The organism is Dinoroseobacter sp. S375 (assembly GCF_049800775.1).
Taxonomy (GTDB): Bacteria; Pseudomonadota; Alphaproteobacteria; order Rhodobacterales; family Rhodobacteraceae; genus Dinoroseobacter.
Map to the genome: position 1 here is coordinate 366,483 of NZ_JBNAFR010000002.1, position 19,767 is coordinate 386,249.

22 protein-coding genes are annotated in these 19,767 nt (G+C 64.7%); 12 read left to right on the top strand and 10 right to left on the bottom strand.

The window, feature by feature from the left end:
* Positions 1–50 precede the first annotated feature (50 nt).
* From ACP150_RS06630 to ACP150_RS06650, 5 genes are all read left to right on the top strand, one after another.
* Positions 51–743 (top strand): cell wall hydrolase, encoded by a 693-nt coding sequence (locus tag ACP150_RS06630; protein ID WP_424965777.1) that lies wholly within the window; start codon positions 51–53, stop codon positions 741–743.
* Between the two features lie 89 nt (positions 744–832).
* A complete protein-coding gene (locus tag ACP150_RS06635) occupies positions 833–1,687 on the top strand; it encodes a dihydroneopterin aldolase (RefSeq protein ID WP_424965778.1) in 855 nt (284 codons plus the stop codon).
* The gene (gene folP / locus ACP150_RS06640; protein WP_424965779.1) at positions 1,684–2,697 is read left to right on the top strand and encodes a dihydropteroate synthase; all 1,014 of its coding nucleotides are present in this window, start codon (positions 1,684–1,686) and stop codon (positions 2,695–2,697) included. Before ACP150_RS06635 ends, folP begins: the two co-directional genes overlap by 4 nt.
* A 16-nt stretch (positions 2,698–2,713) precedes the next feature.
* Positions 2,714–4,057, top strand: a complete 1,344-nt coding sequence (gene glmM, locus ACP150_RS06645; RefSeq protein ID WP_424965780.1) for a phosphoglucosamine mutase — start codon at positions 2,714–2,716, stop codon at positions 4,055–4,057.
* 165 nt (positions 4,058–4,222) lie between these two features.
* On the top strand, positions 4,223–4,375 hold the full coding sequence (locus ACP150_RS06650) for a hypothetical protein (protein WP_424965781.1): 153 nt from the start codon (positions 4,223–4,225) through the stop codon (positions 4,373–4,375).
* A 67-nt stretch (positions 4,376–4,442) separates the two neighbouring features.
* Here ACP150_RS06650 and ACP150_RS06655 read toward each other — a convergent pair whose 3' ends face one another.
* On the bottom strand, positions 4,443–5,036 hold the full coding sequence (locus ACP150_RS06655) for a hypothetical protein (RefSeq protein WP_424965782.1): 594 nt from the start codon (positions 5,034–5,036) through the stop codon (positions 4,443–4,445).
* Positions 5,037–5,137: 101 nt separating this feature from the next.
* Positions 5,138–6,160, bottom strand: a complete 1,023-nt coding sequence (ilvC, locus tag ACP150_RS06660; protein WP_424965783.1) for a ketol-acid reductoisomerase — start codon at positions 6,158–6,160, stop codon at positions 5,138–5,140.
* 136 nt (positions 6,161–6,296) lie between these two features.
* Between ilvC and ACP150_RS06665 the strand changes: the two genes are divergently transcribed.
* The 4 genes from ACP150_RS06665 (at position 6,297) to ACP150_RS06680 (ending at position 8,932) form a co-directional block, all read left to right on the top strand.
* Entirely contained in the window at positions 6,297–6,755 is a 459-nt protein-coding gene (locus ACP150_RS06665; protein ID WP_424965784.1) for an Lrp/AsnC family transcriptional regulator, read from the top strand.
* A complete protein-coding gene (locus ACP150_RS06670) occupies positions 6,752–7,210 on the top strand; it encodes an Lrp/AsnC family transcriptional regulator (protein WP_424965785.1) in 459 nt (152 codons plus the stop codon). Before ACP150_RS06665 ends, ACP150_RS06670 begins: the two co-directional genes overlap by 4 nt.
* Before the next feature lie 15 nt (positions 7,211–7,225).
* The gene (locus ACP150_RS06675) at positions 7,226–7,600 is read left to right on the top strand and encodes a cupin (protein ID WP_424965786.1); all 375 of its coding nucleotides are present in this window, start codon (positions 7,226–7,228) and stop codon (positions 7,598–7,600) included.
* A gap of 186 nt (positions 7,601–7,786) precedes the next feature.
* Positions 7,787–8,932 carry an aminotransferase class V-fold PLP-dependent enzyme gene (locus tag ACP150_RS06680; RefSeq protein ID WP_424965787.1) on the top strand — a complete coding sequence of 382 codons (1,146 nt, stop codon included), beginning with the start codon at positions 7,787–7,789 and terminating at the stop codon, positions 8,930–8,932.
* Here the strand turns inward: ACP150_RS06680 and ACP150_RS06685 are convergent.
* The 3 genes from ACP150_RS06685 to ACP150_RS06695 all read right to left on the bottom strand — a co-directional run bounded on the left by ACP150_RS06685 (position 8,918) and on the right by ACP150_RS06695 (position 11,227).
* Positions 8,918–10,117, bottom strand: coding sequence for a UbiH/UbiF family hydroxylase (locus ACP150_RS06685; RefSeq protein WP_424965788.1), 1,200 nt, complete (start codon positions 10,115–10,117; stop codon positions 8,918–8,920). The genes ACP150_RS06680 and ACP150_RS06685 overlap by 15 nt on opposite strands.
* A gap of 79 nt (positions 10,118–10,196) precedes the next feature.
* On the bottom strand, positions 10,197–10,442 hold the full coding sequence (locus ACP150_RS06690; RefSeq protein ID WP_424965789.1) for a hypothetical protein: 246 nt from the start codon (positions 10,440–10,442) through the stop codon (positions 10,197–10,199).
* A 137-nt stretch (positions 10,443–10,579) separates the two neighbouring features.
* On the bottom strand, positions 10,580–11,227 hold the full coding sequence (locus tag ACP150_RS06695; protein ID WP_424965791.1) for a pyrimidine 5'-nucleotidase: 648 nt from the start codon (positions 11,225–11,227) through the stop codon (positions 10,580–10,582).
* A 93-nt stretch (positions 11,228–11,320) separates the two neighbouring features.
* Between ACP150_RS06695 and ACP150_RS06700 the strand changes: the two genes are divergently transcribed.
* Positions 11,321–11,962 (top strand): GntR family transcriptional regulator, encoded by a 642-nt coding sequence (locus tag ACP150_RS06700; RefSeq protein WP_424965792.1) that lies wholly within the window; start codon positions 11,321–11,323, stop codon positions 11,960–11,962.
* Here ACP150_RS06700 and ACP150_RS06705 read toward each other — a convergent pair.
* Both ACP150_RS06705 and carA read right to left on the bottom strand, forming a co-directional pair.
* Positions 11,959–13,872: a glycosyltransferase family 2 protein gene (locus ACP150_RS06705; protein WP_424965793.1), complete on the bottom strand. Its 1,914-nt coding sequence runs from the start codon at positions 13,870–13,872 to the stop codon at positions 11,959–11,961. The genes ACP150_RS06700 and ACP150_RS06705 overlap by 4 nt on opposite strands.
* Before the next feature lie 108 nt (positions 13,873–13,980).
* Positions 13,981–15,150 (bottom strand): glutamine-hydrolyzing carbamoyl-phosphate synthase small subunit, encoded by a 1,170-nt coding sequence (carA, locus tag ACP150_RS06710; RefSeq protein ID WP_424965794.1) that lies wholly within the window; start codon positions 15,148–15,150, stop codon positions 13,981–13,983.
* Positions 15,151–15,324: 174 nt separating this feature from the next.
* On the opposite strand from carA, the gene ACP150_RS06715 reads away from it, so the two are divergent.
* Positions 15,325–15,786 carry a GatB/YqeY domain-containing protein gene (locus ACP150_RS06715; RefSeq protein WP_424965795.1) on the top strand — a complete coding sequence of 154 codons (462 nt, stop codon included), beginning with the start codon at positions 15,325–15,327 and terminating at the stop codon, positions 15,784–15,786.
* A gap of 71 nt (positions 15,787–15,857) precedes the next feature.
* Complete coding sequence (locus ACP150_RS06720) at positions 15,858–16,145, top strand: TraR/DksA family transcriptional regulator (protein WP_424965796.1); 288 nt, start codon at positions 15,858–15,860, stop codon at positions 16,143–16,145.
* Positions 16,146–16,684: 539 nt separating this feature from the next.
* On the opposite strand, the gene ACP150_RS06725 is transcribed toward ACP150_RS06720, so the two are convergent.
* The 3 genes from ACP150_RS06725 to ctaD all read right to left on the bottom strand — a co-directional run bounded on the left by ACP150_RS06725 (position 16,685) and on the right by ctaD (position 19,644).
* Positions 16,685–17,362, bottom strand: coding sequence for a Crp/Fnr family transcriptional regulator (locus ACP150_RS06725; RefSeq protein ID WP_424965797.1), 678 nt, complete (start codon positions 17,360–17,362; stop codon positions 16,685–16,687).
* 76 nt (positions 17,363–17,438) lie between these two features.
* Positions 17,439–17,963 carry a DUF2244 domain-containing protein gene (locus ACP150_RS06730; RefSeq protein WP_424965798.1) on the bottom strand — a complete coding sequence of 175 codons (525 nt, stop codon included), beginning with the start codon at positions 17,961–17,963 and terminating at the stop codon, positions 17,439–17,441.
* Between the two features lie 4 nt (positions 17,964–17,967).
* A complete protein-coding gene (gene ctaD / locus ACP150_RS06735; protein ID WP_424965799.1) occupies positions 17,968–19,644 on the bottom strand; it encodes a cytochrome c oxidase subunit I in 1,677 nt (558 codons plus the stop codon).
* Between the last annotated feature and the right edge of the window lie 123 nt (positions 19,645–19,767).

A 19,767-nucleotide genomic window follows, 5' to 3' on the forward strand; every position in this document is an offset into this window, starting at 1 on the left:
CATTGTGGGTCTGCTCCCGGAGTGTTGCGGCGCTGCGGATGAGGTTGGGTATGAAGCGCTTTTTGGATGTGAAACAGCTCGTTGCGACGGGTCTCGTCGTGATGTGCACTGGCATGGCGTCTGCGGATGTCACCGTCTCGACCTCCAACGCGCAGACCGCGACCCTCGATCTGGAGCTGCGCGGCCTGCTCGGTGCCGAGGAGGGTGGCCTGTCTGCCCTGGCGCCGACGCGGCTCGAGGAGCTGGCAGCACCGGTTGAGGTCAGCCCCATGCCGGCAGAGCGGAAATACAGCCGCGAATGGATCAATTCCCAGCCCAAGGCCGAGGGTGGCGAAGCCTGGCAATGCCTGACCGAGGCGCTCTATTTCGAGGCACGGGGTGAGAGCATCAAGGGGCAGTTCGCCGTGGCCGAAGTCATCCTGAACCGGGTGGAATCGGCGCGGTATCCGAACTCGGTCTGCGGCGTGATCAATCAGGGCACGGGCCGCAAGTACCAGTGCCAGTTCACCTATACCTGTGACGGCCATCCGGAGCGGATCTCGGAGCCGCGCGCCTGGGACAGCGTGGGCAAGGTTGCAAAGCTCAGCCTCGAGACCGCCGAGCGGTCCCTGACCGATGGCGCGACGCATTATCATACGACGGCCGTGCGTCCGAGCTGGTCCAAGACCTATATCAAGACCGCCGAAATCGGTGTGCACCGCTTCTATCGTCAGTTCTATCCGAACCGGACTGCGTCGCGCTGACCCTCTGATTGGACGCGTTCCGTCTGTCCCAAGCGGATCTGCCTGTGCTAGCATCCGGCAGACCCCGAGCGCTTGAGGACGCCCTTTCTATGAATGACGAAACACGGCGCGCCTTTGCGCATCCCGAGATCCGCGCGACGCATCTCGCGGAGGATGGACGTGACCGGATCTCCCTGCGGGATTACACGCTGGAGGTCGAGATCGGCGCGTTTCAGGCCGAGCGGGGCACGCGCCAGAAGGTCCGCTTCAACGTCGTGGTCGAGGTGCGCATGGCCGCCGAGACGCTGGGTGACGATGTGGACCGCGTGCTGTCCTATGACACGATCACCGAAGCGATCCATGCCTCGCTGGCCGAGGAACGCCTGAACCTGCTGGAAACCCTGGCCGAGCGTGTGGCAGACCGCATCCTGTCGGACCCCAAGGCCGCGCGGGCCTTTGTGCGGATCGAGAAGCTGGATCGAGGGCCCTATGCGCTGGGTGTCGAGATCGTCCGCACGCCCGAGGATGCCCAGCGGGTCAGCGACCCGGTGCCTCAGCCGAGGATCGTGCTGTTTTCTGACGAGATGATCGAGGCGACGACGCTGGCGCAGCACCTCGACAGGCTGGAGCAAGGCGATGCGCCCGTGGTGCTCTGTGTCGGGCCTGCGCCCGGTGCGCGCCCGCAGGCCAGCCACCCTGCGGCGCAGCGGCGGATCGACCTGCTGGCGATTGAACAGAATGCCTGGATCCTCGCGGCGCGCGACCCGCGCTGCGTGGTGGTGGACAGCCGGACCGAGATCGACTGGGCCCTGCGGCAGGGGCAGATGACGGTCTGGGCCCCGGGCAAGATGCTGCTCGACGCTACGGACGGGCCCGTGCCCGAGGCGGCGGATGCGCGTGGCATCGCCGAATGGCTGGCCGCGCGGCTGGATGCCCGCGAATTGGTGACGCCCGAAGCCCCATGAGCCGTCCCTACTACCGTCCGATCCCCACGCTGGCCCCTGGTGCCGACGCGCTGCAACTTGCCGGTGGCTGGGTCTGGTTTGACCGGGTCGAGGTGCTGCACCGTGGCGGCAGCGCGACCCAGCTCGCGGCGGCGGAGCTTCCGGAGGCGGTGCGGACGCGCCTATGCACCCCGCGAACCAGCATTTCCGGGCTGTCCATGGACGTGCCGCAGATTATGGGCATTCTTAACACCACCCCGGACAGTTTCTCCGATGGCGGGCTGTTCGATGCCCCGGCGGCGGCGCGGGCGCAAGCCGAGCAGATGCTGGCCGATGGCGCGGATCTCCTTGATATCGGAGGGGAAAGCACCCGGCCCGGCGCAAAGGAAGTGGCCATCGCCGACGAGATTTCGCGCACCGCGCCGGTCATTGCGGATCTGCGGGCGCGAGGGGTGACGGCGCCGATTTCGATCGACACGCGCAAGGCGGCTGTGGCCGAGGCCGCAGCAAGCGCCGGCGCGACCCTGATCAATGACGTGTCCGCCTTCGGGTTCGACCCGACCATGGCCGAGACGACCCGCCGTCTCGGTCTGCCGGCCTGCCTGATGCATGCCCAGGGCGCGCCTGAGACGATGCAGGACGATCCCCGCTACGAGGATGTGCTCTTTGACGTCTATGACGCGCTGGAGGCTCATGTGGACCGTGCCGAGGCAGCCGGGATCGCGCGGGCGGACCTGCTCGTGGATCCGGGCATCGGGTTCGGCAAAACGCTGGAGCATAACCTTGCCCTGCTGCGCGGGCTCAGCCTGTTTCACGGGCTGGGCTGCGCAATTCTGCTGGGCGCGTCGCGCAAGCGGTTCATCGGGACACTGTCCGCAACCGCCCAAGCGCGGGACCGTGTGGCCGGATCCCTTGCCGTGGCGCTGCACGGGGTTGCGCAAGGGGTTCAGATCCTGCGCGTTCATGATGTAAAGGAAACGCACCAGGCGCTTGCGCTCTGGCATCCGCTGACGCGGGTGGAGACAGGTTGAACGGGCAGGGGCTCTGATGGCACGGAAATTCTTCGGCACCGACGGCGTGCGTGGCACCGCCAATACCGCACCGATGACGGCGGAGTTCGCCCTGCGTCTCGGGGCGGCGGCGGGGCGCTATTTCCGGCGGGATCAGTCGGCGGCGCACCGGGTGGTGATCGGCAAGGACACGCGGCTCTCTGGCTATATGTTCGAGACCGCGCTGACCGCGGGCTTCACCTCGACCGGGATGAATGTGCTGCTGCTCGGGCCGATCCCGACCCCGGCGGTGGCCCTGCTGACGCAATCCATGCGGGCGGATGTGGGCGTGATGATCTCGGCCAGCCATAACCCGGCGGATGATAACGGGATCAAGTTCTTTGGCCCCGATGGCTACAAGCTCAGCGATGAGGCCGAGACCCAGATCGAAGAGATCCTGAGCGGCGAGGTCATTCCGGCCCAGGCCAAGAATATCGGCCGGGCCAAGCGCATCGATGATGGGCTCGGGCGCTATATCGAGCGGGCCAAGCGGACCTTTCCCGCCCATCTCCGGCTCGATGGGCTGAAGGTGGTGATCGATTGCGCCAATGGCGCGGCTTACAAGGCGGCTCCGGCGGTTCTGTGGGAACTGGGCGCGACGGTGATCCCGGTGGGCGTGTCGCCCAATGGCCGGAACATCAACCTCGATTGCGGCTCGACCGCGCCGCGCTCGGCAGCGGAAGCGGTGGTCGCCCATGGGGCGGATGTGGGGATCTGTCTGGACGGCGACGCGGACCGGGTCATGATCCTCGATGAAAACGGCGATCTGGCCGATGGCGATCAGATCATGGCGCTGTTTGCGACCCGCTGGGCCGCCCAGGGGATGCTGCGCGACAACACGCTGGTGGCCACGGTCATGTCCAATCTCGGATTGGAGCAATATCTCGAGGCGCTGGGACTGCGCCTGATGCGGACGCCGGTGGGGGACCGTTATGTGGTCGAGGCCATGCGGCGCGGCGGCTGGAACCTTGGTGGTGAGCAATCGGGCCACATCGTCATGACCGATTACGGCACCACCGGCGACGGGCTGATGGCGGGTCTTCAATTCCTGGCCGAGATGGTCCAGCAGGGGCGCTCGGCCTCAGAGCTCAAGCAGAGCTTCACGCCGGTCCCGCAGCTTCTGAAGAATGTGCGCTACGGGGTCGGGCAGGACCCGCTGCAGGCTGCCGCGGTGAAGGCCGCGATCCGTCAGGCGGAAACCGCGCTGGAGGGGACGGGGCGGCTTCTGATCCGGAAATCCGGAACCGAGCCCCTGGTGCGGGTCATGGCCGAATGCCGGGATGAGACCTTGTTGGAACAGGTCGTGGATGACGTCGTGGGCGCGGTCGAAGCCGCCCTGTGATCCGGTATACGCGCTCAAAAAACCGGCAAGCGCGGCGGTTTTGAGCGCGGCTCTCGGCTTCGTGTTTGCACCGACTGCCTGAACCTGCGACATTTTGGAAAGGCGGATCTCGGGACCAATGCGCCCGCTGGCCGTCCTCGCAACTGGGTATAAGGGAGCTAAGGAATGTACTTTATTGGAATTGTGCTGCTGCTGGCCTTGCTGGCACTGTCCGTCTTCATGTTCATGAAGGATGGCATGGTGGCCATGAAAAACGCGGCCGAGCCGGATCCGGAGCCCGCCCCGGTCAAAGCTGAGGAGACCAGCTCGGACAGCTAGGACCTTGTCCTGAATCACAAAACCCGCCGATTTCGGCGGGTTTTTTCGTCGCGAAGGTATGGTGCTGTCAGGCGGCGCGCTTGCGCAATCGCGACGCGCCGGCCAGCCCGGCAAGACTCGCCCCCAAGAGCAGGATCGGTGCCGGCAGCGGAATAGGCGCCGTGTTGTCATCCGGGTCATCGCCGCCAATGATCTGCAACTGCTGCGTGGTCTGCCCGTCCAGGGGCGACGTCATGTGCAGGAAGGTCCAGTCGAACTCGCTGGCCTGGACCAGCGACTGGGAGATGCCCTTGAAGCTGAAGCTTTCGCCCACGGTGGTCGGTGTCCAGCCCGGGGTGATGCAGCTACCGTTGAAGCAAAGCTCCGGCCCGTTCACAAAGCCCGAGGAGACCCCGGCGCGCGCGCCATCCGGCGTGTCGTGAAAGAAATCCGCGCCTTCGGCAAAGGCCGATGCCGCGCCCAGCACACCAACACCGATCACGAACCAGTTGAAGGTCATTCCGGGCAGGAAGTCGCCATCCTCAATCGTGGTTCGAACCTCGAAATCATAGGCAAAAAGGCCGTTATCCAGCGCCTCGACATCATAGTTGAGGCGCAGCGGAACGGCGTGGGATGCGGTCGCAAAACACACAGTGAGCACAAAAGTAAGCAGGCGGACCATGAGAATCTCCAAATATGCTTAATTTGTATCACGATTATCGACAAAAGAGAAAGCCCCGGCAGAACCGGAGCTTTCGCAGTGACAAAGTCGAAACAGGGGGCTCAGTTCTTCTCCTGGTCGACCAGTTTGCCGGCCGAGATCCACGGCATCATGCCGCGCAGCTGCTTGCCGACTTCTTCGATCTGGTGCTCGTCGTTCAGACGGCGCGTGCCTTTGAAGAAGGGCTGGCCCACGGTGTTTTCCTGCATGAAATCACGTACGAATTTGCCGGTCTGAATGTCCGTGAGAACCGCTTTCATACGGGCCTTGGTCTCGTCATAGGGCAGAACGCGCGGACCCGAGACATACTCGCCATACTCGGCGGTGTTCGAGATCGAGTAGTTCATGTTCGCGATGCCGCCTTCGTAGATCAGGTCCACGATCAGCTTCACTTCGTGCAGGCATTCGAAATAGGCCATCTCGGGGGCGTAGCCCGCCTCGACCAGGGTCTCGAAACCCATGCGGATCAGCTCGACCAGACCACCGCAGAGCACGGCCTGCTCGCCAAAGAGGTCGGTTTCGCATTCTTCGCGGAAGTTGGTCTCGATGATGCCCGAACGACCGCCACCGATGGCGGAGCAGTAGGACAGGCCGATTTCCAGCGCGCGACCGGTGGCGTCGGTGTCCACGGCCACGAGGCAGGGCACGCCGCCGCCCTTGGTGTATTCGCCGCGCACGGTGTGACCCGGGCCCTTGGGCGCCATCATGATCACGTCCACGCCGGGCTTCGGCTCGATCAGGCCGAAATGCACGTTCAGACCATGGGCAAAGGCAATCGCGGCGCCTTCGCGGATATTGTCATGGACGTATTTCTTGTAGGTCTCGGCCTGAAGCTCATCGGGCATGGTGAACATGATCACGTCACACCATGCGGCGGCCTCGGCAATCCCCATCACCTGCAGGCCTTCGCCTTCGGCTTTCTTGGCCGAGGCCGAGCCTTCGCGCAGGGCGACGACGAGGTTCTTGGCACCGCTGTCACGCAGGTTCAGCGCGTGGGCGTGGCCCTGGGAGCCGTAGCCCAGAATGGCGACCTTCTTGTCCTTGATCAGGTTTACATCGCAATCGCGATCATAGTAAACGCGCATGTCTCACGTCCTCGTTGTTATATGTTCTCCGCCGCGCACCATACGGGCTCTGGCCCGAGGTGCGAGCAGGGCACGCATAGAAAATCGCGCATTGGCGAAATTGCTATTCGTGCAAATGTCTATTACTGATCCAATCATGCAAATTGATGATGTGGATCGCCGCCTCTTGCGGTTTTTTCAGTCCCAGCCCGGGGCGAGCGCGGCGGAACTGGCCGCGCTGGTCGGGCTGCCCAAAGCGACCTGCTGGCGGCGGCTGGAGCGTTTGGAGGCGGCGGGCGTCATTGCCGGTGTCGAGGCGATCATCGACTGGCGGGCGCTGGGTTTCGCGGTGGAGGTCGCCCTGCGCATCACGCTGGACAAGACCGAGCGCAACGCCTTCGACATCTTTCTCGCCGCGGCCCGCGAGGTGCCCGAGGTCACCGAGATCCAGACCTTTCTGGGCCGGGTGGATGTCCGGCTCAACGTGCTGGCGCGGAATATGGCCCATTACCAGGAGATCTATCGCAGCCGGATCCTCAACCTGCCGCATATTCTCGACATCGAGCAGCTGATGCTCATCTCGGATGTCAAAACCGACGAGGCGCTGCCCGTATGATCGACCTGGACCCGATTGATCGGAAACTGCTGCGCGCCCTCGGCCAGGACGCGCGTCAGACCGCCGGGGCGCTGGGCCGCAAGCTGGGGCTCAGCCAGCCCGCCACCTGGCGCCGTATCAAGCGGCTGGAGGATGCGGGCATTCTCAAGGGGCGCCGCCTGCGCCTGAATGCCGAGGCATTGGGGTTCGGGGTGACCGTGTTTCTGGGCGTGAAACTGGCCACCAAGGGCCGGGTCAGTGTCGAGGATTTCGAGCGCGCGGTGACCGCCATTCCCGAGGTGCAGGTGGTGCAACACGTGCTCGGGGCCTATGACTATCGCTTGCGCGTGGTGGCGCGCGACATCTCGGATTTCGAGCGGGTCTTGCGGCGGCGGATCATGACCCTGCCGGGCGCTGGCGAGGTCGAGGCAAATGTGCTTTTGTCCGAGGAACGCCGGGCAGGCCCGCTTGGCTAGGTTTGGGAAATCAGCATGAAATACTTTGACCTCTTCGCAGATGGGGCGGGCGAGAGCCATTGGAAGGACGTGGCCGTCGCCCTCGCGGAAAAGACCTTTGCCCCGCCCGCCGAAGCGATCGAAATCTCCGAGACCGCGCCCGCCACGGGCATGCTGTTTCTGCGGCTGCGGGCGGGGTGGGACGAACCGATCCATCCGACCCCGGTCATCCAGTCGCTGATCTGCCTGCGCGGCTCCGTGCGCGTGACCGCCAGTGACGGGACGACCCGCGACATTGGACCGGGCGATGTCTGGCGCATGGCGGACACCCATGGCAAGGGCCATCACACGCGGGTCACCAGCGAGGACGACTTCGAATGCGTGATCGTCCAGCACCCGACACCGGAGTGACCCGGCCCGGCGGGCCGTCCCTTGCGCAGCCCGCCAAATGTCATGAAATCCGTCTCCATGTTTCCGATCTGCGTCGCGCGTGGCGGTTGCGACGGAAAAACCCGTTCTTTGGCGCCAAGTCTGTTCTAAGTTCCCCGTGACATCGGATGCGCCCCGTTGCATGCCGGAGCCCGAGAGGAGACTGCCATGACCGCTTTGCTCGATACTGTCGATCCCGACGGCCTGTTGGAATACTCGGTGGTGTTCACCGACCGTTCGCTCAATTCCATGAGCGCCACGTTTCAGGAGGTGATGCGCGACATCCACGGGATGCTGTGCGATGTGTATAACGCCGACCATGTGGCCGTCGTGCCCGGCGGCGGCACCTACGGGATGGAGGCCGTGGCCCGCCAGTTCGCCACCGATGCCCATGCGCTCGTGGTGCGGAACGGCTGGTTCTCCTATCGCTGGAGCCAGATCTTTGAGGCGGGGGGCTTCACCTCCGAGACGACGGTGATCAAGGCCCGGCAGGTGGGCAATGGGGCCACCGCGCCCTTTGCGCCGGCCCCGATCGAGGATGTGGTAACCCGGATCCGCGAGACCCAGCCCGATGTGGTCTTCGCCCCCCACGTGGAAACCTCGGCGGGGGTGATCCTGCCCGATGCCTATATCACCCAAATCGCCGCAGCGGCCCATGAGGTTGGCGCGCTGATGGTGCTCGACTGTATCGCCTCGGGCTGTGCTTGGGTGGATATGAAAGCGACGGGCGTCGATGTCCTGATCTCGGCCCCGCAAAAGGGCTGGTCCGCCTCGCCCTGCGCCGGGCTCGTGATGATGTCCGAGCGGGCCGTGGCGCGGCTGGCCGAGACGCAATCCAACAGCTTTGCCATCGATCTCAAGAAATGGGTGTCGATCATGGATGCCTATCTCGGCGGCGGGCACGCCTATCACGCGACCATGCCGACCGATGCCCTGCGCGCCTTCCGCGACACGATGCTGGAGACCCGTGACTACGGGTTCTCACGCCTGAAAGAGGCGCAATGGGCGCTGGGCACCCAGGTGCGCAGCCTCCTGTCCGAGCGGGGCTTCCCGTCGGTGGCCGCCGAGGGCTATGGCGCGCCGGGCGTGGTGGTGGTCTACACCGATGACCCGGCCCTGCAGAACGGGTCGAAATTCGCGGCCCAGGGGGCTCAGATCGCTGCGGGCGTTCCGCTGCAATGTGACGAGCCTCCGGAGTTCCGGACATTTCGGATCGGGCTCTTCGGGCTCGACAAGCTCTATGACGTGGACAGCGCGGTCGCGCGGTTCCGCGAGGTGCTCGACAAGGCGACTGCGCCCCTAGCGGACGCCTAGGCCCAGCTGCATCAGCGATTTGCGCACGGGGGCGAGGCCGTAGAGCGCCTTGAGCCCCTGTGCCCGCGCATCCCGCAAGGGTTGCGCCGCGGCCATGGAAGCGCGGTTCAGCATGTCGATCCCGGCGATGCGCGTGCGCACATCCGGATAGCGTTTGCGGTGGTACTGGGCGAGCATCTCGGGGCTGCCGAGGGCGTCGCGATTGGCCTCCGCCAGATCCAGAAGCAGCCGCAGATCTGCCAGCGACATGTTCAGACCCTGAGCACCGATCGGCGGCACCACATGGGCGGCCTCGGCCATCAACGCGGTGCGCTCGCCCGAGAACCGCTCGGCGATCTGGCTGATGATCGGCCAGACCGAGCGACGCGACACGAGGGTCAGATGCCCCAGCAACCCGGTGGAGCGTGCGTTCATCTCGGCCTCGAACTCCGGCACGGGCAGGGCGGCGAGGCGCTGGGCCTCGGGACCGCGTTCCATCCAGACGATGGCCGAGCGCGGCTGGCCGTCGAGATCCGGCAGTGGCACGAGGGTGAAGGGCCCGCCCGAGCGGTGGATCTCGGTCGAGACACTGTCATGGGGCAGGGGGTGGGTGACGGCGAAGGCCAGGGCCTTCTGCCCGTAGCGGGTGGTCTGGACATCGATCCCGAGTGCCTCGCGCACCGGGGAGTTGCGGCCATCCGCAGCGATCAGCAGTTGCGCCGAGACCATGCTGCCATCGGTCAGCCGCACGCGCGCCTCGGTCGCCCGGGTCAGCACGTCCGCCGTGCCGATGCCCGCGCGAAACTCCACATTCGGCAGCTCGGTCAGCCGGGCCAGCATCTCGCGGCGCAAGAGCCAGTTCTGCAGGTTCCAGCCGAAGGGCTCGTCCGAGATATCCTCGGCATCGAAGGCCTTTTGCACCCGGGCCACGGGCTCGGGGCCGCCCGCATCGATGATCTGCATGACCTGCAGCGGTGCGGCGAAGGGGGCCAGACGCTCCCACAGCCCGGCGCGGGCCAGCACATCGCGAGAAGGTTGCAGGAACGCGGTCGTGCGCAGATCCGCATCCGCCGCGTCGCCCTCGGTCACGGGCGGCGCGGGGTCCACGACCACCACGTCAAAACCGGCCGTGCCAAAGGCGGCGGCGGCGGACAAACCTGCCACGCCGCCGCCGGAAATCAGGATATCAGTGCGTGTGGGCTGCATGCTCGGACCTCCGTGTTTGGGATACACCTAGGCGTGTCTCCCCCGCGGGCCAAGCGGCATTTCGTCCCCGTGCGCGGGATCAGCCGCGGCTGATCGTGATCAGCACCGCGTACATCACGGCGACCATGGTCAGCGCACCGATGATCAGACCGGCATAGCCGAAGATCGCCGTGGCACCGCCCCAGAGCGCGATGATGGTCAGGGCAAGGCCAATGGCCTGGAATTCGTCGTTGGAAACCGAGATGTCAAAGCGCGAGGCTTTCTTTGCCGTCTTGGTTACAGGCGTGGCAGGCGAAAGCGGCGCATTGGTCGAAATCGTCGTCATGTCAGGTCTCCGAAATGTCAGGTGGGTCGTCTATCGCAAACCTGCCGTGCGCAGGCGAGACGGCGTCTTGCCGCAGTGCAGCAAAAGACACATGTTAGATATGTGTTTATGCGCGGATTACCAGTGGTGCCCGGTGGTTAATTGCCGAGCGCCTGTAGGAACCTGCCCAGATCATCCGTGTGATGGTGAATGTGATCCGCAGGGGCGGGATCCGGCGCGACATGCACGGTCTGCATGCCCATCGCATGGGGCACCTGCAGGTTCCGTGTATCGTCCTCGAACATCGCGGCGCGGTTCGGCTGCACGCCGGCCTTGGCAAAGACAGTCTCGAAGGCCGCGCGCTCTGGCTTGGGGCGGAACCCTGCATGCTCGACCCCGTAGACCGCGTCGAAGATCCCGCTCAGCCCCCGGTGCTGCAACACCCGCTCGGCATAGGGCGCAGAGCCGTTGGTATAGACGATCTTGCGCCCGCCGAGACTGCGGACCTGCGCCGCCAGATGGGGGTCGGGTTCCAGCACCGAGAAGTCGATATCGTGGACATCCGTCAGGTACGGGGCCGGATCCACGTCATGGACATCCATCAGCCCAGCGAGCGTGGTCCCGAACCGCGCCCAATACTCTGCGCGCAGCCGGTCGGCCTCGGCCTCCGCCACATCCAGCACGCGCATCACATAGGCCGTCATCCGCGTCTCGATCTGGTCAAAGAGGCGCATATGCGGCGGGTAGAGCGTGTTATCGAGGTCAAACACCCATGTCTCAACATGGGCAAAGCGATCTGCAACCATGCGGGATATCTAGGCTTTCCGGTCTTGCGCGGCAATGGTGGTCTTGATCCCACGGCGCCTGCGCGGCTACGGTTGCGCACGGAGGAGACCGTGATGATAGAGCCCAAACCGGCCCAGAAAGACGCCTATGACCTGATCCTCGAGGCGATTGACGTCGGGGTCTACCGGCCCGGCGATCGTCTGGTGGAAAGCGATCTGGCGGATCGCTTCGGCGTGTCGCGCACTCCGATCCGGGAAGCGCTGCAACGGCTCGAGACGCAATCCCTGCTGGCGCGGGACGGGCGGAGCCTGATCGTGGCCTCCCTCGATCACAGCCAGATGGCCGAGCTCTATGTGGTGCGCTGCGAGCTGGAGGGGCTGGCGGCGCGGCTGGCGGCACGCCATGCGGCCCATGAAGAGATCAAGGTGCTCGCCGAGATGGTCGATGCGGATGCGAGCCTGCTTGGCGATGCGGCCGCGATGGCGCGGGCCAATCGGCGGTTTCACAAGCAGATCCACCTGGCCTCCCATAACCGCTTTCTCGTCCAGCAGCTCGACCTCGTCTACCGCTCCATGGCGCTGATGGCGACCACGTCGCTGGCCGCCGAAGGCCGGGGCGAAGAGGCGTTGGAGGAGCATCGCGCGATCATCAACGCCATCGCCGACCGGGACGAGGATGCGGCCTATGCCGCGCTCAAGGCGCATATCTCCATCGCCTTTGAAACCCGCCTCAAGAGCGACGCCGAAAGCCTCTAGTCCAGCTCGACCGTCTCGCCAGCCACGGCCACGCCGTGGTCGGTCTTGTCCCAGAAGAACGGGTCATGGAGCAGTTCGATCAGGGCCTTGAGCGCGGCGACCGTGGACATCAGAAAGTAGATGTGGAGTAGCGGCACCATGGGCATCAGGTGCCGGTGCCGCGGCGCGCGCACGCCCACGGCCCAGATCAGCAGGTTGATCGCCTCGATCACCAGCATGGTGGGACCGAGCACGCCCGGTTCGGGGATCGCCATGCTGTGCAGGACCGGGACAGGCACGCCCAGCGACACGGCCCAGATCGTCAGCAATATGGGCAGGGTCAGGGCCCCCAGGATCGAGCCGAGAAACAGGCATTGCATGGCAGCAAACCCTGCAGGACCCAGATCGCGCCAGAGCTGCGCGGGCCCGCGCATATGGACCACATAGGTGGCCATGTAGCCTTTGATCCAGCGGGAGCGCTGCTTGATCCAGGGCCAGATCCGGACATTGGCCTCTTCCTGCGTGACGGTGTCAATCAGCTGGACGCGGTAGCCAAAGCGATAGAACCGCATGCCGAGATCCGCATCCTCGGTGACGTTATGGGCGTCCCACGGTCCGGTTCGTTCCAGCGCGGCGCGGCGCAGAAAGAGGGTCGTGCCGCCCAGCGGGATCGGCAGGCGCAGCCGGTCCAGCCCTTGCAGCATCAGGCCGAACCAGCCCGCATATTCCGCCGTGAAGCACCGCGCGACGATGTTGTAGCGCGTGTTGAAGAAATCGAGCCTTCCTTGCAGGCAGGCGACCTCCGGATCCGCATGGCGGAACCCCTCCGCGACCTTCAGCAGCTGGTCCGGGTCGGGCCGGTCCTCGGCATCATAGATCCCGATCACCTCGCCCTTGCAGAAGGGCAGCGCGAAGTTCAGCGCGCGGGGCTTGGTCTGCACCGTTCCGGCGGGCACTTCGAGCATGCGGAAGCTCTGTGGCAGGTGGAGCTGCGAAAGAGCGTTCTTGGTCACATCGTCATCCGCCTCCACCACGAAGATCACTTCGAGCAGGGCGCGCGGATAGCGCAACCGATCCAGATTGTTGAGAAGCTTGGCGGCGACCTCGGACTCCCGCAAGAGCGGCACGAGGACGGTCATCCGCGGCAGGGGGGTCCTGGTGTTCCGCGGCGCGCTCTCCGCAGGTGGGGGTGGTCGGGCGAGCAGGCAGGCCAGTGTCAGAACCAGCTTGAACGCCATGGTGATCGCCAGCGTGCCGAGGGTGATCCAGACCAGAGTGGTTGCCAGCAGCCCAGGCACCAGCATGAGAAAAGCCGCCCCCAGCGCCATGGTCAGCAGCCACAGGGCTGCCTGGGGCGGTTTGAGGCCACGGCAGCTCCAGCGCCAGGGCACGGCGCTCTCGGCCTCGGCCACGAGGCGGCCCGCATGGGCACTGCGCAGGGCCTCGATGATTTCGTGCATGGGCGCGACGGCGAGGATCGGACGCCCGGCAGAGGCCGGCAGGCTGTCCTTCAGGGTTTCGAACTCTTCCGGTGCGGCGGTGATGAAGACCGTCGCCCCCGAGAGCCGCCGCCAGGGCAGGATCCCGTGTGTGATGCACCAACGCAGCCCGAAGTCGTCGACCAGGGCTGGGTCCGCCGGGCTGCGGTCCGGCACGATGCGCGATGCGGTCATGAGCGTGCAGCGGGCCCAGATCAGCGCCTCATCGCTCAGCCAGCCTTCGGCCACGAGCACTTCGAGTGGTGTGGTGCCATGGAGCCGCGCCATATGGGTGGCCTGCACCCGTTCGCCCGACGAGATATGTCCGTGGCTCACCAGCAGATCAAGCAGCAGGTCGCGATGCGCACGCGGTTTGGCCGCGCGCCGGGGGCGCGCAGGCGTATTGGAAATCGGCCCCGGCTCGAAAGCGGGTTTGAGAGGCACGACGGACATAACACTCACTCAGCCGAACGACGGCCCAGCTAAAGTGAGAGTTCAGGGTTAAGAAACCGTAAAAAACAGGGCGCAAAGGCTGGCCCATTCGGCCAGCCGGGGTCCGTTTCAGTCCGCAGAGACGGCCTGTTTCGCCTCGATCGCGGCAACGAAGCGCTCGAACAGGTAGTAGCTGTCCTGCGGGCCGGGGCTCGCCTCGGGGTGATACTGCACCGAAAACACCGGGCGGTCGGTCATCCGAATCCCGCAATTGGAGCCGTCAAAGAGCGAGCGATGGGTCTCCATCACGCCCTCGGGCAAGCTCTGGCTGTCCACGGTAAAGCCGTGGTTCATGGAGGTTATCTCGACCTTGCCGGTCTCGAGATCCTTCACCGGGTGGTTCGCCCCGTGATGGCCGTGGTTCATCTTGACCGTTTGTGCGCCAAGCGCCAGTGCCAGCATCTGATGACCGAGGCAGATCCCGAAAACCGGCAGGTCGCTCTGTTCGAGCACGCCCTGGATCATCGGCACCGCATAGGCGCCCGTGGCCGCCGGATCGCCCGGGCCGTTGGACAGAAAGACACCGGCGGGGTTCTGGGCCAGAACCTCTTCGGCGGTGGTGCTGGCGGGCATGACCATCACGTCGCAACCCGCCGAGGCGAGGCAGCGCAGGATGTTGCGCTTGGCACCGTAATCGATGGCGACCACCTTGTGACCCGGGGTCTCGCGCCGGGCGTAGCCCTCGGGCCAGGCCCAGCGTTTCTCATCCCAGAGATAGGATTGCGCGCAGGTCACTTCCTTGGCCAGATCCACCCCTTCGAGCCCGGCAAAGCCCCGGGCCTGAGCCACCAGCGCCTCGAGGTCGAACTTGCCCTCGGGGTCATGGGCCAGCGCCACATGGGGCGCCCCCTGCTGGCGGATCTGGCGGGTCAGCCGCCGCGTGTCCACACCGCCGATCCCGATCCGCCCGGTCCGCGCCAGCCAATCGGTCAGCTCGCCCTGCGCGCGCCAGTTCGACGGCTCGGTCGGATCCCATTTCACGACCATCCCTGCGGCCACCGGATCCGCGGTCTCGTCATCCTCGGCTGTGACACCGGTATTACCGATATGCGGGAAGGTGAAGGTCACGACCTGTCCGGCATAGGACGGATCGGTCATGATCTCCTGATACCCGGTCATCGCGGTATTGAAGCAGAGCTCGGCCGAGGTCGTGCCGGTCGCCCCGAACCCGCGCCCGTAAAAGACAGTCCCATCTGCGAGAACGAGGCAGGCGGTCGGCGTGTCGGAGGGGGCGGACATGGGTGACTCCTTGAAGGCGGCAAAATCTGGCGGACCCTAAGGGCGGCGGGCAGGCGGGTCAAGCAACCATCGGGCCCGCCGCGACCCCACGACACCGTGCAATCCAAGATGGTTGTCATGGGGGGTGTCAGCTCCTAGATTATGCGCTCGAACCGTCACACGGGAACAGGTGATATGGATCTGCGAGACAAGATTTCTGCCGAGCTGAAATCCGCGATGAAGAGCAAGGAGGCGGCCAAGCTGTCGACCCTCCGGCTGATCAGTGCCGCGATCAAGGACAAGGATATCGCCCTGCGCGGGCAGGGCAAAGCCGATGGCGTGTCCGAGGCGGACATCCTTGGTATTCTTGGCAAAATGGTCAAGCAGCGCCAGGAAACAGCCCGGACCTACGAAGAGGCCGGGCGGCTGGAACTGGCCGAACAGGAACTCGCGGAGATCGAGGTGATCGAGGCGTTCCTGCCGACACCGTTGGACGAGGCGGAGATCGACACCGCGATCCAGGCGGCGATCACCGAGCTCAAGGCCGAGTCGATCCGCGACATGGGGCGGGTCATCGGCGCGCTGAAGTCGCGCTATACCGGCCAGATGGATTTCGGTCGCGTCGGCCCGATGGTGAAGGAACGCCTGAGCGCCTGACCGATGACGACGACCGACGCGCCCGACCTCCCCCCCTGGACGCCAAGTACCGCCCTCTGCTGGATCGGGAAATGGCGGAGCTTGATCAGGTCTCGGACCAGAGCAGCGCGGATCGCAAGCCGGTCACGCTGGATCAGCAAAGCATCGGACGCCTGTCCCGGATGGACGCCCTGCAGGGGAAGGCCATGGCCGCCGCGCTGGAAGTTCGGCGGCGCGGGCGTCGCGCCCGGATCGTGGCGGCGTTGCATAGGCTGGAAACCGGTGAGTTCGGCTATTGCGTGGATTGTGGGGCGTTTATCGGGACGGGCCGTCTGGACGTTGATCCGACCAGTGCGCGCTGCAAGGATTGCACGACCTGACGGGTGCCTGAGCTGGTCGCTCGGGCACCCGCAGATCTGTCACTCGTCACTTCACAGGGTTGCGATACACGCGCAGTCACATAGGCAGGCTGCGTCGAGATCGCGCGCAAAGGGTCAACGCGCGATCTCGCAGCAGGTCGTCACTAAAAAACTCTCTCCAAGGGGCTCCAGACGTGGCACCGGACCGAAGTCCAAATGCCACGCTGAAGTACTCAAGCACCGTTCACACTGAGACCGACCGGGCGGGCCCCCTGCTTGCGCAGTACACATGACCCTAAACCAAACCGAAAACCGGTCGCTCTCTACGTCGCTCCGACCCCGAGGGGCCGAAGGTGCAGATTGGCCATCACTCCGCACTGCACTGGTCGGCCCGAAATTACGGACCTGTCTCGTACCGGCGGGCGTTTCAGGAAAACCGAAGGTTTATTTCCATCAAATTTGCCGCTCAGCACATGACCGACATTAGGGATTCGGGGGGCTGGGGTATGTGAACTCGCTCACATTCACCGAAAAAACCGAAAAAAGTTTCCGTATCGGGATCAGAGCTGGTTCGGCTCGGCCAGCGCACGCATGGCGCCGCGTTCCAGGATGCGCAGGGCGCCCCGGTTGGCCTCGATCACGCGGGCCCGCTTCCACTCGCCGAGGGTCTTGGAGACCGCCTCGCGGGTCGCACCGACGAACTCGGCCAGCTGGGCCTGAGACAGGAACAGCTCTCCCTCGGGATTGGCCTCGGTGAGGTAGAGCAGCTTGCGCGCAAGGCGGGTCGACAGGGGCAGAAAGGCCTGATCCTCGATCTGAGCGCTCATGCTTCGCATCCGGCGCCCGGCCAGATGAATCAGATCCACGGCCATGTCTGGCGATTTGCGAATCGCGTTCATCAGGTCGGCATTCTTCAACCGCCGCAGCCGGGTCGGCCCGACCGCGATGGCGGTCGCCGTCCGCACGCCCGGATCGAACAGCGCGATCTCGCCCAGCAGCGCGCCGGGCCGCATGATGTCGAGTACCAGTTTGCGCCCATCCGGAGACAGGACGCTGATCTCGATGATTCCCTCGACCACGGCGAAGAGCGCATCCCCCGGATCCCCCTGTTCGAAGAGGGTCTCGTCATCCTCCATGACCCGTTCCTGGGCGAGGGATTCGAGAAGTTGCCGCAACTCCGGAGAGGTATCGGCGAGAAATCCGGTATCGGGCAGAGGGGGGAGGGGCTTGGCTTGCATGGCTCGACTGTAGGGTTTGACCCGGGGGAGGGAAAGCCCCGCGCAGATCGCGCGGGCTGACATCCGCCGGCGCGCGCTAGGGAATGCGGCGCAGCTGGTTGAGGCGGTCCTGCAGCTCCGCATGCAGGTCGAGCCGTTCTTCGGGCGACAGGAACGCGCCCAGCTCGACCTCGCGATCACTGCCGCGCAGGGTCAGGTAGTTCTCGACCGGCCCCTGTTTCGGATGAAGCCGCAGCTCGACCCAATAGGGATTGGCCTCCCAATGCTGGTTGTCGCGGCGCGGATTGTGCCGGGTCAGGGCGATCCGATCCTCTTCGAGCACCAGCACCTCATGCAGGCTCAGATCCCGTTGATTGCGCCGGATGCCGTACCACACCCCGCCCAGCACCAGGAGCATGAACGGCAAGAGCCCCCAGAGCACCGCCGTCCCCAGCACCGCGATCAGGGGCAGAGACAGGGCCGTGGCCGTGATCCCGATGAACCAGGCAAACCCCTTGGCCGTCAGGGAACGGTGTGGCCAGAGATGGAGCTCTGCCACGGGAAAACAGGCCCCGGATTGCTCCGGAGCCTGCTGTGTTCGTGTAATCCACTCAAGCGGCATATGGTCAGTGCGAGGTCTGCTTGTCCCACATATCCCGGGTCGGGAGCTGCTCGAACGTGTGCTCAGGCGGCGGGTTCGGCAGGGTCCATTCCAGCGTATCCGCGTGCTCGTTCCAGTAGTTCTCTTCCTCGACGCGCTTGCCTTTGGTGATCGTGTAGAACACCACGCCGATGAAGAAGAGGAAGGAGGCGAAGGACAGGAAGGCGCCCCAGCTCGACACGTAGTTCCAGAGCGCGAAGGCATCCGGGTAGTCGATATAGCGGCGCGGCATGCCCTGACGGCCCAGGAAGTGCTGCGGGAAGAAGGTCAGGTTGGCACCCACGAAGAAGGTCCAGAAGTGCACCTTACCCGCCCATTCCGGGTACTGACGGCCCGACATCTTGCCGATCCAGAAATAGATCCCGGCGAAGATCCCGAAGACGGCACCCAGAGACATCACGTAGTGGAAGTGTGCCACCACGTAGTAGGTGTCGTGATAGGCCCGGTCCACGCCCGCCTGGGACAGAACGATGCCGGTCACACCGCCCACGGTGAACAGGAACAGGAACCCGATGGCAAAGAGCATCGGTGTCTCGAAGGTCAGCGAGCCCTTCCACATGGTGGCGATCCAGCTGAAGATCTTCACCCCGGTCGGCACGGCGATGACCATGGTCGCGAGCATGAAGTAACTCTGCTGCGTCAGGGACATCCCCACCGTGTACATGTGGTGCGCCCAGACGACGAAGCCGAGGCCGCCAATGGCGATCATGGCCCAGACCATCGGCATGTAGCCGAAGATCGGCTTGCGCGAGAAGGTCCCGATCACGTGGGAGACGATGCCGAAGGCCGGCAGGATCACGATATACACTTCAGGGTGTCCGAAGAACCACAGGATGTGCTGATAGAGGATCGGATCACCGCCGCCGGAGGGGTCGAAGAAGGTCGTCCCGAAGTTCCGGTCAGTCAGCAGCATGGTTATCGCACCCGCCAGAACCGGCAGTGCCAGAAGGATCAGCCAGGCTGTCACGAAGATCGACCAGGCAAAGAGCGGTACCTTGAACAGGGTCATGCCCGGGGCACGCATGTTCAGGAAGGTGGTGATGATGTTGATTGCGCCAAGGATCGACGAAGCGCCCGAAACGTGGACCGCGAAGATCGCGAGATCCATGGAGAAGCCGTCTTCATTGGTCGAAAGCGGCGGGTAGAGCACCCAGCCCACGCCCGATCCGGTCTGGCCATTGCCGCCCGGTGCCAGCACCGAGGCCACGGCAAGCGAAGTGCCCGCCACATAGAGCCAGAAAGACAGGTTGTTCAGCCGCGGGAAGGCCATGTCCGGTGCACCGATGTGCAAGGGCATGAAATAGTTGCCAAATCCGCCGAAGAGCGCCGGAATGACCACAAAGAACATCATCAGGATGCCGTGGCCGGTAATCAGCACGTTCCAGAGATGCCCGTTGGGGGTACATACGTCGCCGGCACCTGCCGCGATCAGCCGCGCGCCTTCGGCGCACATGAATTGCACGCCGGGGTTCATCAACTCCATGCGCATGTAAACGGTGAAGGCGACCGAGATAAACCCGGCAAGACCGGCCACCAGGATGTACAGGATCCCGATATCCTTGTGGTTTGTCGACATGAACCACCGGGTGAAGAACCCGCGGGTATCTTCGTGACCGTGGCCATGGACGGCTGCATCTGCCATGCTGCGCTCCTGTTTGTCGTTCGTCGCGGGGGAGGCCGGCCGAAAGGTCGTTCAGACGGATCTGTCCCGATGTTTCCTGCAGGTCGTTCTATCCGCCGCTCCCGAATGCGGCAATGGCGTAGA